Source organism: Pseudomonas mohnii (genome assembly GCF_900105115.1).
Taxonomy (GTDB): Bacteria; Pseudomonadota; Gammaproteobacteria; order Pseudomonadales; family Pseudomonadaceae; genus Aquipseudomonas; species Aquipseudomonas mohnii.
Genome location: NZ_FNRV01000001.1, coordinates 1786425 through 1801280, shown reverse-complemented (window position 1 = coordinate 1801280; position 14856 = coordinate 1786425). Strand labels below are relative to the sequence as shown.

Genomic DNA, 14856 nt, shown 5'->3' with positions numbered 1-14856 from the left:
AATTTCAGATGACCGACAACAACATCCACACAGCTTTCGAAGCCGAGTGCCAGGCAGAGATCGCCCGTCAGGGTGACGACCAGAAAGTCGTGGGCCTGGCCCGTGACTTCTTCAACGAATCAGCCCGCCACAAGTACAGCTACCACTTTTCGTGGATGGGCCGTCCGATCATCCAGCTGCCACAAGACATGATGGCAATGCAGGAGATCATCTGGCAGGTCAAGCCGGACCTGGTCATCGAGTGCGGCATCGCCCACGGCGGTTCGATCATCTACTACGCCTCGCTGCTGGAGCTGCAAGGCCACGGCGAAGTGTTGGGCATTGACCTCGATATTCGCCCGCACAACCGTGAAGCCATCGAAAGCCATCCGATGGCCAAGCGCATCAAGATGATCGAAGGTTCGAGCATCGACCCGGCCATCGCCGCTCAGGTACAGGCCGCGGCCAAAGGCAAGAAAGTCATTCTGGTTCTCGACTCCAACCACACCCACGATCATGTGCTGGAAGAGCTGCGCCTCTATGCACCACTGGTGTCGGCAGGCAGTTACTGCGTGGTCATGGACACCGTGGTCGAAGACATGCCAGCCGACTTCTTCCCGGATCGTCCATGGGGACCGGGCGATAACCCGAAAACCGCTGTATGGAAATATCTGGAAGAGAACAAGGATTTCGAAATCGACCGGCAGTTGCAAAACAAGCTGTTGATCACCGTGGCGCCTGACGGTTATCTGCGTCGCGTTCGTTAATCAAAGAACAGTTTCAGGCATCAGGTAACTGGCCGGTTGTGGGGATAGGAAAATGCAGGTTCAAAGCAACAATCAGATCAACGGGAGACCGCTGAACGAAATGTTCACTGTAGTGGTCATTACCCACAACCGTACCGCATTTCTGCGTCGTACCTTGCAGTACTACAGCAATTACGACGCCAAGGTCCTGGTGCTGGATTCATCCAGTCAGGATCACGAAAGCGTCGTTTCCGACTTCCCGTCGATCGACTATCGGCACGTACCTCAGTACAGCTACAACGGGTTTCAGCAAAAGCTTGCCTACGGTGTCAGCCAGGTCACGACGCCCTACATGGTGCTTGCATCCGACGACGACTTCCTGCTGCACGATGCTCTGACCGACTCGGTGAATTTCCTCGAAGCCAACCCCGATTACGGCATGTGCCACGGTTACTGCCTGATGTACCTGACACATTCCAACAATGTGCAGTACTACCGTCGCGACAAGAAGGTGAAAGAGGATTACAACGCCGAGCGTGCTCAGGATCGCGTGCTCGATTACATGGGGCAGTACATCCCGCCGTTCTATGCGGTGCAACGCACCTCGCTGCTGCGCGACTGGTACGAAGCCTTGCCGCAAGGCACGATCTTCGAATGGCAGGAAATCGGCCATGTCTATTACATGCTCGCTCGGGCCAAGGCACGGATTCTGCCGATCCCTTACGTGGTGCGCGAGGTCAACTACGGGCGTTCGGAGCACAACACCGAAATCATTCACGTCCTGCGGTTCACGGATGCCCGTTCCGTCGCCGAGCGCGAGCGGTTTGCCGGATTCCTGGCAACGTTGCCCACCCAGATCAGTGACCTGAGTCCGGAGCAAACGGCGTCCTTCGCGCTGGACAGTTTCCAGGTGTTCGCTGACAGTCTTGTCACGCGCAATGCGTTGACGATCGAGCCGATCTTCGAGTCTTACTGGAATGACCCCACCACGGGTCCTAAACGCATTTTCGGCAAAGCGCAGTACGTCGAGATGCCGTTCTACAATCAAGCGTTTTTCGACCATCTGACTGAATTTGAATTCCTGTTGCACGCGATGCCGGCAGGCCGTTTGCAACTGGAGGAAATGGAAGGCGCATTGCTCAAGCAGCACATGTTGCAGCGCACCTTTTCCAATGACACGCCAGAGACCGTCCAGAACCGCTTGCTTGAAGCCATACGGTTAGGCGCGTTCAACCGGCATGTGGTGCAGAAAATGGCCAGGCAACTGCAGGACCTGGGGCACAGCGCCGATGCGCAGATTCTGACCGACTGGATTGCCCGTCTGGACAGCGTGCCGACGTTCGACAGCCGTCAATTGCTCGACAGCATGCCCACCGGCACGTTGTTGAACTGGCTTGAGGCACGCCAGCCGAACGACACCGCGATTCGCAAAATCAATCAACACCTGGCGACTCACGAGGGTGGCCCGCAGTTTGGCATTCTGCTGCTGGATCTTGATGCCGACATGAACAAGTTGCAGGCGACCTTCGACAGCCTGATGGACAGTGCCTTCCGGGCGTTCAAGGTCGTGGTCTTCACTACCGGTGAATTACCCGAGATCACCACCGAACAAAACACCGTGCATTTCATTAAGGTCAGCGCCGGTAATTACGTCGACAAGCTGAACCAGGTTGCGCAGCGTTCAAGTGTTGACTGGCTGCTCCTGGCCGAGGCGGGGGACGAGTTCACCAGCGCCGGGTTCCTGCGGGCCAGCCTTGAGTTGCTCAACGCCGAAGGTTGCCGTGCAGTGGCGATGGATGAGATCCATCGCCATGGTCACGGTTCGCTGAGCGACGTCTTCCGCCCGGCCTTCAACCTCGATCTGTTGCAAAGTTTGCCTGTGCTTGCCGCCCGCCATTGGCTGGTGCGCCGTGAAACATTGGTGGAGGTCGGTGGCTATGCACGTGAGTACAGTCATGCGCTGGAATTCGACCTGCTATTGCGCTTGATCGAAGCCGGAGGGCTGGCGGGGCTGGCGCATCTGGCCGAACCACTGCTTATCACTGCTGCGCCGACCATGGAACCAAACGAACACGCACGCCAGACATTGGTGCGCCATCTGGCAACCCGCGGTTATCAGGCGCAGGTGACTGCCGAAGCATTCGGCGGCTTGCGCATTGACTATCGTCACGCCACTCGGCCAAAGGTGTCGATCATCGTTGCCAGCGATGACAATCAGGAGCAAATGCAACGCTGCCTGGTGAGCGTATTGCAACGCACCCGCTATCAGAACAATGAAATCATCATTGCCGACAATCACAGTCAGTCCACTGAGCTGTTGGCCTGGCTTGAGAATCTTGAGCAGAACGCCCGCGGGCGAATTCGCCTGATCAAAAACCAGCAGCGCCTGAGTGCTTCGGCACTGCTCAACCTGGCTGCCGAGCAGGCGCAGGGTGAGTATCTGGTATTGCTGGCAGCGGACGCCGAGGTGGTCAACGCCAATTGGCTTGAAGCACTGCTGAATCAGGCCCAGCGCCCGGAAGTCGGTGTGGTGGGTGCCAAGCTGGTGGATCGCGAAGGCAGTGTCACCGGCGCGGGCCTGATCCTTGGCCTTGAGTCGGGCGTGACATCGGCCTTCGTGGGCGAGAAAAAAGATGCGACAGGCTATATGCATCGTCTGCTCGTCGAACAGAACTGTTCGGCGGTTTCCGGCGCGTGCCTGATGGTGCGCAAGGAAGTGTTCGATGCTGTCGGCGGGCTGGATCGGGAGCATTTCGCAGAAGTCTTTGCCGATGTCGATCTGTGCCTGAAAGTCGCCGAAGCGGGTCTGCTGATTGTGTGGACGCCGCAAGTGCAGATTGCTCACCCCGGCACGCTGGCTGATGATCCTCAGGTCAAAGCCGCCCTGCGTGACAAATGGCAGGCGCGCTTCGCCCATGACGTCGCCTACAACCAGAACCTTTCCCTGACCGGCAAGGGCTTTACCCTCGGCGAAGCCTCCAGTATCGACTGGGCACAGTTGCTCGCCTGAGCCGACGCACGGGAAACAGGACTCAAGACATGTTCAACGGTAAATCGATTTTCATCTCGGGCGGCACCGGCTCGTTCGGTCGCAACTTCATCCGTCGCTTGCTGGAGCAATATCAGCCCAAGCGCGTGGTGGTGTTCTCCCGGGATGAGCTCAAACAGTACGAAATGCAGCAAACGTTCAATGCGCCATGCATGCGTTACTTTCTCGGTGACGTGCGCGATGCCGAGCGTATGCGTCAGGCGATGCGCGGCATCGACTACGTGGTGCACGCGGCGGCGCTCAAGCAGGTGCCGGCGGCGGAGTACAACCCGACCGAATGCATTCGCACCAACGTCAATGGCGCGGAGAACATCATCGCCGCGGCCATCGACAACGGCGTGAAGAAAGTCGTGGCGCTGTCCACCGACAAGGCGGCGAGCCCGATCAACCTGTACGGCGCAACCAAGTTGCTGTCGGACAAACTGTTTGTCGCCGCCAACAACATCGCCGGTGAGCAACAGACGCGTTTTTCCGTGGTTCGCTACGGTAATGTGGCCGGCTCGCGTGGGTCGGTGGTGCCGTTCTTCAGCAAGCTGATCAACGAGGGCGCCAAAGAGCTGCCAATCACTGATGAGCGCATGACCCGGTTCTGGATCACGCTTGATCACGGCGTGCAGTTCGTCCTCGACAGCTTTGCGCGGATGCATGGCGGCGAAGTGTTCGTGCCGAAGATCCCGTCGATCCGCATCGTCGATCTGGCCTTGGGCATGGCCGAGCACCTGCCGCACAAAAACGTCGGGATTCGTCCGGGGGAAAAACTCCATGAGTTGATGGTGCCGCTGGACGATGCGCGGATGACGCTGGAGTTCAAGGACCACTACACCATCCAGCCTTCGATTCGCTTCACGAGTGTCGATGTCGATTTCGCCGTCGACAAACTCGGCGAGCGCGGCTACCCGGTGAGCGAAGACTTCGAATACCGTTCCGACACCAACCCGCATTACCTGTCGGTCGGGCAGATCGCCGACCTGCACGCGAAGCTGTCGGCATGATTCCGTATGGTCGGCAAAGCCTTGATCAGGCGGACATCGACGCAGTGGTCGAGGTGTTGCAGTCCGACTGGCTGACCCAGGGCCCGACCATCGAGCGCTTCGAACGGGCGATGGCCGAACGCTGCCAGGCCGATTACGCGGTGGCGGTGTGCAACGCCACGGCGGCGCTGCACATTGCCTGTCTGGCGGCCGGGCTCGGGCCGGGTGATCGTTTATGGACGACGCCCAACACCTTTCTGGCCTCGGCCAACTGCGGCCGTTACTGCGGCGCCGACGTCGATTTCGTGGACATCGATCCGCTGACCTGGAACCTCGATGCCTTCGCCCTCGAAGTGAAACTCGATCAGGCCGAGCAGGACGGTACGCTGCCCAAAGTGCTGGTGGCCGTGGCGTTCTCCGGGCAGAGCTGTGACATGCGCCGCATCGCCGAACTGGCCGAGCGTTATGGCTTTACGGTCATCGAAGATGCGTCCCACGCGGTCGGAGCGTCCTATGCCGGTCGTCCGGTAGGTTGCGGTGAGTTTGCGGCGATGACGGTGTTCAGTTTCCATCCGGTGAAGATCATCACCAGCGCCGAAGGCGGGATGGTCCTGACCAACCGCCCGGACCTCGCTGAGCGCCTGCAACGCTTGCGTAGCCACGGTATGACCCGGGATCCCGCGCAGATGACAGAGCCCAGCCACGGCCCCTGGTACTACCAACAGGTGGAGCTGGGATTCAACTATCGCATCACCGATCTGCAAGCTGCCCTGGGGTTGTCGCAGTTGGGCAAGCTTGATGCGTTCGTCGCGCGTCGGCGTGAGCTGGCTGCACGTTATGACCGGTTGCTGGCGGACCTGCCGCTGACATTGCCCGGTGCACAAGCAGACGCTGAATCAGCGTGGCATCTGTACGTGGTGCGTCTGCAGCTCGACCGAATCAAGCTCAGCCATCGACAGGTGTTCGAAGGGTTGCGGGCCGCCGGGGTGGGGGTAAATCTGCATTACATCCCGGTGCATTTGCAGCCGTACTATCGAGACCTGGGTTTCCTCGAAGGTGACTTCCCGCAGGCCGAACGTTACTACGCCGAGGCCATCAGCCTGCCGTTGTTTCCTTTGTTGAGCGATGAACAGCAGGGCTACGTGGTCGAGCAACTTCGACGGTTGGTTCTTGAGGCGTAGAAACACTTGAGCAACGTCGCAATCATTCCTGATCGCAGTGGCAGCAATCAAATCCGGAATACTTTTTTGATAATCAACACTTCTGGGGTGGCTTTGTGAAACGGCAGTACGCAGCACGGGGAGAGCTGACGCAAAGCGATCGGCAATCGTTTGTCAGCATCGCCGGGCGTCGCATCGGTCCAGGCGAACCGCCTTACATCGTTGCCGAGATGTCGGGTAATCACAACGGTGACATCAACCGTGCTTTGCGCATCATTGAGGCCGCCAAACAGGCTGGCGCCGATGCGGTAAAAATACAGACGTACCGCGCAGACACCATCACGATAGATCACTGCGGTGCGGAGTTCATGGTTAAGGGCGGTCTGTGGGATGGCCGCCGCCTCTATGAACTCTATGAGGAAGCACACACGCCCTGGGAGTGGCATGAGGCAATCTTCGAGCACGGCCGCAAGATCGGGATCGCCGTATTTTCATCCCCCTTTGACGCCACGGCGGTGGATTTCCTCGAAAACCTGGGAGCACCCGCTTACAAGATCGCATCACCTGAGTTGATCGACTTGCCCCTCATTCGCAAGGTGGCCAGGACGGGCAAGCCCATCATTATGTCCACCGGTATGGCGACACTTGAAGAAATTGGCGAGGCCGTTGAAGCGGCACGTGGGGCAGGGGCAACAGAAATTGTCGTGCTGCATTGCACGGCAGCCTATCCAGCGCCGCCAGAAGAGGCAAACCTTGCAACGATCGCCGAGATTGCCCAGCGTTTCGATGTTGTGAGCGGCCTTTCTGACCACACGTTGGGAACGGTCGTATCTGCACTTGCAGTAGGGTTGGGCGCTGCGGTCATTGAAAAACATTTCACGCTGGCTCGCGCCGAGGGTGGGGTCGACAGTGCCTTCTCGCTGGAGCCCGCAGAGCTTGCCGAACTCGTGACCACAGCACGTATCGCTCAAGTCGCGATCGGTTCCCCGGCATTCGAGCCCACGCGATCGGAAGAAATTGTCCTGAAGAATCGCCGTTCACTCTATGTCGTGGCACCTGTCGCCAAGGGCGAGTTACTGACGGAGGCGAACGTGCGCTCTATCCGTCCCGGTAATGGGCTCAAGCCCAAGTTTCTTGATACCGTGCTCGGGCGCAGGGCAACGCGTGAACTGGCGTTTGGCGAGCCTCTGGATGTCTCGATGGTCGAAGGAGGGATCGATTCATGACCGACACGCCGACTGCCGTCGCGATCATTCCTGCCCGGGGAGGCAGCAAGCGAATCCCTCGCAAGAACATTCGCGCCTTCCGTGGTCGCCCCATGATTGCCTGGTCGATCGAAGCGGCACTCGCCAGCGGTGCCTTTGACACAGTCATGGTCAGCACGGACGACCCGGAAATTGCAGACATTGCGCGTACCTGGGGTGCCGAGGTGCCATTCCTGCGATCAGCTGCCGCCGCAAATGACCACGCCACAACGTCGCAAGTTCTCCTCGAGGTGTTAGGTCAGTACGCGCAAACGGGCGTGCACTTCGATCTTGCCTGCTGTCTCTACCCGACCGCGCCTTTCGTGCGCCCCTGTGACCTCGCCGACGGACGCGAACGGCTGCTTGGAAGCCGCTTTAACGTCATCATGCCCGTCACTGGTTTTTCTTATCCAATCTGGCGATCGCTTCAGCGTGAGGAGGATGGTCGCATCACCTTGAACTTCCCTGAAAACCTCAATGCGCGGTCACAGGATCTTCCGGTTGCCTATCACGATGCCGGGCAGTGGTACTGGTTTCGCACCGAAGCATTTCTGCGCGACCACGTGTTGATGGGCCCGGACACTGGCTCGATTGTGTTGCCGGCGATGCAGGTGCAGGACATCGATACCGAGGAAGACTGGGGGCTTGCCGAGCTGAAGCATGAAAGGATGTTTGGATGAATGATCCCCGCTTACGCCGCCATCCGTTCGGCTTTCTGGAAGTGGTTGATCGCCCCACGCCAGAGGCCTTGAGCGATTATTATGCGCAAACCTACTTCCAGAACGAGGCCAGTGGTTATCGAAAATCCTACGCTGAGGAAGAGCTAGAGGTCATAGCGCTTCGAATCGCGCAACGGTATGGCCAGGCTCGCGCGCTCTTGAGTCATGATCGGCCGGGTAGCCTGCTTGACGTGGGCTGCGGTGAAGGCTTCGTACTCAAGTTCTTCGAGCAGATCGGTTGGCAGGTTGAAGGTATCGATTACAGCCGTGCCGGCGTGCAGCAGATCAATCCTGACTACGCCCACCATGTCGAACAGGGTGATGTCTTCGAATTGCTCGAAGCCCGTATCTCGGCGAAAAAACAGCACGATCTGGTCTGGCTGGGTAACGTGCTGGAGCATGTTCTGGACCCTGTAAGCCTGCTGCAATCACTGCGCCGTTTAGTGGCCCCGGGTGGACTTCTGGTCGTCACCGTTCCAAACGATGGCTCGGCCTATCAAGAGGCGCTGTTCGCGACGGGCGCGATACCTGATCGGTTCTGGATCGCCACGCCCGATCATATGTCGTACTTCACGGCTGACACCCTGCGCCGAACGGCTGAGGAAACGGGGTGGGATTGTCTGGCGATACAGGGCGACTTTCCAATCGACCTTTTTCTTGCCCATGAAGGATCGAACTATGTCGCTGATCGTGCTCAGGGGCCAGTAGCCCACAGGGCCCGGTTAATGCTCGAAAGACTGATAGGACAGGCGGGTATCGAAGCATCCAACCGCTTTTATGCTGCACTCGCTGATGTGGGGTTCGGTCGCAACCTGACCGGGTTCTTTAGACCGAAACCCTGAGGAGTCAATACATGACAGACAAATCCATACGAACACTGGTCGGCTCGACGCAGTCCGAGACTGACCGCAAACAGATTCTCGTGGACCGGCTTCGCGCCTCCCGGATACCCGATGGCGAGTTGCTGGACAACATCGGTTTGTATCTCACACGACAGACCTTGTCGCGGATCAACTTCATGCAGATGCTTTACCAGATGATCGTTCCCGTTCACGGCACCATCATGGAGTTTGGCGTGCGTTGGGGGCAGAACATGGCCTTGTTCTCTACGTTGAGAGGGATACACGAGCCATTCAATTACAACCGCAAGATCATCGGTTTCGATACCTTTGACGGGTTTCCTTCGGTCGCGCCGCAAGATGGGGGCGGTGTTCAGGCAGGAGACTATGGGGTCGTAGAAAACTGGAGTGAGGAGCTCGAAGGCATTCTGGATTTTCACACACAAAACGCGCCCATCCCCCACAAGAAAAAGCACGAACTGGTCAAGGGGGATGCCACGATGACGCTACCGGATTATCTGAAGGAACATCCCGAAACCATCGTGGCACTGGCCTATTTTGATTTCGATATCTACAAGCCGACCCACGACTGTCTCGAGGCGATCCTGCCGTATCTGACCAAGGGCAGCGTGCTGGCTTTTGATGAACTCAATACACCGCAGTTTCCGGGTGAAACCATCGCGGTGCGTGAAGTCCTGGGTTTGTCTCGTTACGCAATCAAACGCGACCCCTCTAATCCGCTCACGTCTTATTTGGTGATCGAATGAGTGCAGGCGTCGTTCGATACGTGGTGATGCCGAGCCCGTCCCTGTCGGACGGAGTGCTGGATATACGCGCCGTGCAACCGTCCGACATCGACGCGATACGGCAATGGCGAAACGCACAGATGGATGTGCTGCGGCAAACCGCACCGATATCCGCCGAAGGACAGAAGCGTTATTTTGCTGAGCGTGTCTGGTCAGAGCTCGAGAGCTCAGAACCCTCGCAGATTTTGCTCGCTATCGAAAGCGACGGCGTTTTGATCGGGTACGGTGGCTTGGTGCACATTTCCTGGCCTAACCGCCGGGCCGAGGTTTCATTTTTGCTGACCCCGGAACTGGAAAAAAAGCCGGACGCTTTGACTGCCCTGTTTTCGCGTTTCCTGGCCTTGTTGAAGCAATTGGCGTTTGAGGATCTGGGGCTGAGACGTCTCTGCACCGAAACGTTCGCGCACCGCACCCGTCACATTGCGATACTCGAGGCTTCGGGTTTTTGCTACGAAGGGTGTTTGCGTGAGCATGTGCTGATCGATGGCAAACCCACGGATTCGTTGACCCACGGCTTGCTGGCCGGCGAATGGAAAAAAGGCAGTTGAACGGCAGTCCGCTATACATCAAGGGCAGTCAGCCGCGCGGGGCCCATAACGTGCTCGTCACCAGCGCTTCACGCAAGGCGCCCCTGTTGCGCGCGATGCAGGAAGCCGCCAGGCGGGTGCATCCCGATGCTCGCGTCATTGCTGGTGACCTCGATCCTGAGGCGCCGGCCCGCTATGTCGCTGACGGGTTCTGGAACATGCCCCGCCTCAGCGACGCTGAACTGCCCGCGCTGATCAACGGGTGCCATGAGCGTGGGATCGCAGTGATCCTTCCCACTCGGGATGCAGAGCTGCTCTTTTGGGCGCGCCACAGAGCAACGCTGTCTGAAGCGGGAATCTCGGTCATCGTCTCTGACACTGTCGCTGTCGAACGTTGCCTCGACAAGCTCGCTTTCGCTCACTTCGGCGCAGAGGCCGGGCTCCCGGTGATCCAGGCGGAGACGGCGCCCGAGGCCGTCGGTCCCGGACCTTACGTGGTGAAGGAGCGTTTCGGTGCCGGTGCGCAAGCCATAGGGCTTGATTTGTCACTCGATGCCGCGCGCAGTCACGCGAAAATGCTGGATTCGCCGATTTACCAGCCATTCGTACCGGGGCCGGAGATCAGCATCGACGGCTGGGTAGATCGTAGTGGCGCAGTTGCGGGAGTGCTGCTGCGCAGGCGCGACCGTGTGATCGCTGGCGAGTCGCAGGTCACGACCACTTTTCGCAGTGAAACGCTTGAGCATGAAGCTGTTCGTGCGCTGGAAGCACTGGGCTTGCGTGGCCCGGTGATGTTGCAAGCGATCCTCCTTAATGACGACGACATGCGCATCATTGAGTGCAATTCCCGTTTTGGCGGTGCCTCCACCGCTGCCATTGCTGCTGGGCTGGATCTGCTCTATTGGAGTCTCGTCGAGGCCTTTGAGCAGGGGCCGGTACCTGAATTCAAGCGTACTGCAGGTGAGGTGAGACTGGTTCGCCTGCCCGTTGATCTGGTGTTCCATGATCCTTATTTTTGACCTGGACGATACGCTCTATGATGAAACCAGCTTCGTCATAAGCGGGCTCGGGGCCGTTGCCCGTTATGGTGAGGATGTCTTCGGATGGGACGCAGAGTCTTCGCTGGCATTTATGCGTGAAGTGCTTGAGCGCGAAGGGCGAGGTCGGGTTTTTGACCGATGGCTTGAGTTACATGGCCACTGGTCGAAGGCACGAGTGGCCGGTTGCGTGAAGATTTATCGGCATCATCGTCCTCGTCTCGAATTGTTCCCCGCTGCCAGGGTTGTGCTTGAGCAATTTCGCGGGCGAGTGCCACTTTATCTCGTCACCGACGGGCACAAAATCGTGCAGAAGAACAAGGTCGACGCACTGGGCCTGTTTCCGGCGTTTCGACGAGTCTTTATCACGCATCGTTTTGGTATTCACCATGCGAAGCCTTCCACTCATTGTTTCGAGCGTATTCGTCAGGCAGAAGGCTGTAGCTGGGGCGACATGGTTTACGTCGGCGACAACCCCTCCAAGGATTTTGTCAATCTCAATCCACTTGGCGCATTGACTGTCAGGGTGCAGACAGGCGGGCATCGTAATGTTGTGGCTTTGCCTGGCCACGACGCACAAGTATCCATCCCTGACCTCAATGCACTGCCCGAGGTGTTGGCCGCACATTTTCAGGTGCCACCGCGCTACGGGGCTGGACTTGCTGGCGATCACGGTCGTGACTCAGCAGGCCTTTCGTCCTGGCCTGGGACTGGCCCCCAAACACGCTGAAACCCTGCTGGGCTGCCCTGTCCGCCAGATCATCAAGTGCGCAAGGATGCTGGTTTTGGCGTTGGTCGAATAACCTGTCGTGATGCTGATTCGGCAAAATAGCGTGACCTGCGAGTCATAACGCGCATCTTCACTGTATTGTATTGACCGGGGATATGGCGCCTGGCCCGTTATCGGTTCCAGTGATAGCTCTTTGCGATCCCCGTGGCTGCCTGTCGGGGCGGCCATTTTCGGTATGTCGGCGCCCCTCGAATCCTTGCGAGCGGTGGTATTGGGCTGTTTTTTATTGGGAAGCCGTAATGATTGGCATAAAAAGCATTGCGAGCTACGTTCCTGTAGCCGGCGTGGACAATTACGCACAAGGTGCAAAATTCGGGAAGGATGAAGAATTCATCCTCGGAAAGATCGGGTCGGCGTTCCTGCCGCGCAAAGATGCTGATCAGGAAACCTCCGATCTGTGCGTGGAAGCGGCCAACGCGCTGTTTGCCAGCAACCCTGAACTGAAACGCGAGTCCATCGACGTGCTGATCGTCGTTACCCAGAACGGTGACGAAGAAGGCCTGCCGCATACAGCAGCGATCGTCCAGGACAAACTCGGCCTGTCGACCAATGTTGCGGCGTTCGACATCTCGCTGGGTTGTTCCGGTTACGTCTACGGCATTTACGCGATCAAGGGCTTCATGGAAGCTGCGGGCCTGAAGAATGGCCTGCTGATCACGGCTGACCCGTATTCTAAAATCGTCGACCCGGAAGATCGCAATACCACCATGCTCTTCGGCGATGCCGCGACGGCCACCTGGATGGGTGAAGACCCGGTCTGGGCACTGGGCAAGGCCAAGTTCGGCACCGACGGTTCCGGCGCGCCGCACCTGAAGGTCACCGATGGCGTGTTCTTCATGAACGGCCGTCAGGTGTTCAACTTTGCGCTGCTCAAAGTTCCGGCACATTTGCATGAGCTGCTCGACGACTCCGGTCTCAAGGCCGATGACATCGATGCGTTCTGCATTCACCAGGGCAGTGCGGCGATCGTCGATGCCGTGGCGCGGCGCTTCGAAGGCGAGCCGGAGAAGTTCATCAAGGACATGGTCGAGACCGGCAACACCGTTTCGTCGAGCATTCCCTTGCTGCTGGAGAAACACGCACTCAGCGCCGAATGGCAGCGCGTGGCGATCAGCGGTTTTGGTGTTGGCCTGTCGTGGGGGTCGGCGATTATCTATCGTCCTTGAGTCATAAAACCCGGACACAAATATAGCGTTCAAGGTGTAACCTTGAGCGCTATTTTTTTGCCTGAATGAAGCGCGAGGCGCCATGAGCGAGTTTTTTCAATCCAATGCTGAAGTCATCTTGCGTCGCTGGCCGGCGGTGGCTGAGCGCTTGCTGGCGGAGGACTCGGGCGCTTTGCAGGCCGATCTTGTGGAAGGCCTCGGTTCGACCTTGAGCATCAACGGCATTCAGTTGACCAGCCGGCATGACCGGACCCGTGAAGCGCGGTTGCAGGCAGACAGTCTGCCCGCCGACAGCCCGGCGATGCACGTCTACGGCACCGGGCTGGGTGATTTGCAACTGGAGCTGCTGCAGCGTCCGGGGGTCGAGCGTCTGCACGTGCACATCCTTAATGGCGCGGTGTTTGCGCTGGTCTTGCAATTGCTCGATCAGCAAGCGTGGCTCGCCGATTCGCGGGTTGAGCTGCATTACGCCGCAGACTTGAGGGAAATCTGCCTGCCGTTCTTTGCGCTGCCATCGGAGTTGGTGTTGGCCGATGATTACAATGCGAAGATTCGCGACCGCTTGATCAGTGAAACGCATCTGGCGTTCAACAATCGCGAGTTTGTTGCGGACAATCCTGAAATCGCCGAGCGGCTACAGGACAATATCCAGCAAGTTCGTGCCGACAGCGACGCAGCGCAGCTGTTCGCAACGCATACGGGTGAGCCCGTATTCGTGATTGCGACAGGCCCGAGTCTGGAGCAGCACTTTGAGGCGTTACGGAGCATCCGCAGTCAGCACGCTCGTCCATTGTTCATCTGTGTCGACACCGCTTACCGGCCGTTGATGGCGCAAGGCATCAAGCCTGATGTGGTGGTCTCGATCGACCAGCGGATCTCTTTGCAACACCTGCCAGCCGATGACAGCGCCGGTACAGCGCTGGTTTACATGCCTCTGGTCGATCCTGTCGTACTGTCGGGCTGGGAGGGCAAGCGTTACGTAGCGTACTCGGCCAGTCCGGTGTTCCGGGAGCTGCGTGAGCAGTTGCCTCGAGCTGAGTTGCACGTGGGGGGGAGCGTGATTCATCCGGCGGTGGATTTGGCGGTGAAGATGGGGGCCGCCAGGGTCACCCTGTTCGGGGCTGATTTTGCGTTCCCCAATAACAAGACTCATGCCGGCTGGAGCGATGGCGACCTCGGTCCTCAATTGGGTGCCTCTCGCCATTGGGTATTGGACGGGCATGGGCAGCGAGTCAAGACACAGCTGAATTTCCGCAGTTATCTGTGCGAGCTGGAGCGCTACATCGCGGCGCGTCCACACGTTGAGTTCTATAACAGCAGTCGTGCCGGAGCCATGATTACCGGCACGATCTTTCATCCGGAGTTCAGTTGATGAATGAGATGTCACTCGTCGAACAGGCCCGGCAATGTGCTGGATTGTTTCGTCTTGGAAGGGATGTCGAGGCCGCGCTGTTCATGGTCGAGGTGGGTTCGCAGGTGCAATCGAGAGTTGAAAGTGCCGGGGGTGAGGTTCTTTCCTGGTGGTCGGCTGTGCTGATGCGCATGCTTGATTGTCAGGAGCGGCAGGATTGGTTGGCGCTGGCGGACTACATGGAGTATGAGCTGGTGGATTTGCTGGAGGCTGTCAGTTCTGGTTGAGGCGGTTGTTGATCAGATACAGATCCGGATTATCGATTTTGCGGCAATTCTCTGACGTCATTTTTCAATGGCTGAGTCGTCTCTAAGCCTTTGTTTTGGAGGGGGTGGCAGGGTGATGGCAAAAAATTTTCAAAATCCCCTAAAGCAACCTGCATTCACGACGATAACTATTACGTAGGTTCTCT

General features: G+C 58.1%; 14 protein-coding genes. All 14 read left to right on the top strand.

Going from position 1 to position 14856, the window contains the following annotated elements; all coding sequences use genetic code 11:
• The first annotated feature begins 8 nt into the window (after positions 1–8).
• The 14 genes from BLV61_RS08505 (at position 9) to BLV61_RS08440 (ending at position 14671) form a co-directional block, all read left to right on the top strand.
• On the top strand, positions 9–746 hold the full coding sequence (locus BLV61_RS08505; protein ID WP_047532039.1) for a cephalosporin hydroxylase family protein: 738 nt from the start codon (positions 9–11) through the stop codon (positions 744–746).
• 52 nt (positions 747–798) lie between these two features.
• Complete coding sequence (locus tag BLV61_RS08500) at positions 799–3735, top strand: TIGR00180 family glycosyltransferase (RefSeq protein ID WP_090464188.1); 2937 nt, start codon at positions 799–801, stop codon at positions 3733–3735.
• A gap of 29 nt (positions 3736–3764) precedes the next feature.
• The gene (gene pseB, locus BLV61_RS08495; protein ID WP_047532035.1) at positions 3765–4766 is read left to right on the top strand and encodes a UDP-N-acetylglucosamine 4,6-dehydratase (inverting); all 1002 of its coding nucleotides are present in this window, start codon (positions 3765–3767) and stop codon (positions 4764–4766) included.
• Positions 4763–5926: a UDP-4-amino-4,6-dideoxy-N-acetyl-beta-L-altrosamine transaminase gene (gene pseC, locus BLV61_RS08490; protein ID WP_090464184.1), complete on the top strand. Its 1164-nt coding sequence runs from the start codon at positions 4763–4765 to the stop codon at positions 5924–5926. Before pseB ends, pseC begins: the two co-directional genes overlap by 4 nt.
• Before the next feature lie 95 nt (positions 5927–6021).
• Positions 6022–7131 (top strand): pseudaminic acid synthase, encoded by a 1110-nt coding sequence (gene pseI / locus BLV61_RS08485; RefSeq protein ID WP_090464180.1) that lies wholly within the window; start codon positions 6022–6024, stop codon positions 7129–7131.
• Positions 7128–7829 (top strand): pseudaminic acid cytidylyltransferase, encoded by a 702-nt coding sequence (pseF, locus tag BLV61_RS08480; protein ID WP_090464177.1) that lies wholly within the window; start codon positions 7128–7130, stop codon positions 7827–7829. Before pseI ends, pseF begins: the two co-directional genes overlap by 4 nt.
• Positions 7826–8710, top strand: a complete 885-nt coding sequence (locus BLV61_RS08475; protein WP_090464174.1) for a class I SAM-dependent methyltransferase — start codon at positions 7826–7828, stop codon at positions 8708–8710. The genes pseF and BLV61_RS08475 overlap by 4 nt, the downstream gene beginning before the upstream one ends.
• 11 nt (positions 8711–8721) lie before the next feature.
• Positions 8722–9474, top strand: a complete 753-nt coding sequence (locus BLV61_RS08470; RefSeq protein WP_047532028.1) for a crotonobetainyl-CoA--carnitine CoA-transferase — start codon at positions 8722–8724, stop codon at positions 9472–9474.
• On the top strand, positions 9471–10061 hold the full coding sequence (locus BLV61_RS08465; protein ID WP_090464171.1) for a GNAT family N-acetyltransferase: 591 nt from the start codon (positions 9471–9473) through the stop codon (positions 10059–10061). Before BLV61_RS08470 ends, BLV61_RS08465 begins: the two co-directional genes overlap by 4 nt.
• Complete coding sequence (locus tag BLV61_RS08460) at positions 10043–11059, top strand: ATP-grasp domain-containing protein (RefSeq protein WP_090464168.1); 1017 nt, start codon at positions 10043–10045, stop codon at positions 11057–11059. Before BLV61_RS08465 ends, BLV61_RS08460 begins: the two co-directional genes overlap by 19 nt.
• The gene (locus tag BLV61_RS08455) at positions 11043–11807 is read left to right on the top strand and encodes an HAD family hydrolase (RefSeq protein WP_090464165.1); all 765 of its coding nucleotides are present in this window, start codon (positions 11043–11045) and stop codon (positions 11805–11807) included. Before BLV61_RS08460 ends, BLV61_RS08455 begins: the two co-directional genes overlap by 17 nt.
• A 299-nt stretch (positions 11808–12106) precedes the next feature.
• On the top strand, positions 12107–13033 hold the full coding sequence (locus BLV61_RS08450; protein WP_047532022.1) for a ketoacyl-ACP synthase III: 927 nt from the start codon (positions 12107–12109) through the stop codon (positions 13031–13033).
• 82 nt (positions 13034–13115) lie between these two features.
• On the top strand, positions 13116–14405 hold the full coding sequence (locus tag BLV61_RS08445; RefSeq protein ID WP_090464160.1) for a motility associated factor glycosyltransferase family protein: 1290 nt from the start codon (positions 13116–13118) through the stop codon (positions 14403–14405).
• Positions 14405–14671 carry a hypothetical protein gene (locus BLV61_RS08440; protein WP_090464155.1) on the top strand — a complete coding sequence of 89 codons (267 nt, stop codon included), beginning with the start codon at positions 14405–14407 and terminating at the stop codon, positions 14669–14671. The genes BLV61_RS08445 and BLV61_RS08440 overlap by 1 nt, the downstream gene beginning before the upstream one ends.
• Positions 14672–14856 lie beyond the last annotated feature (185 nt).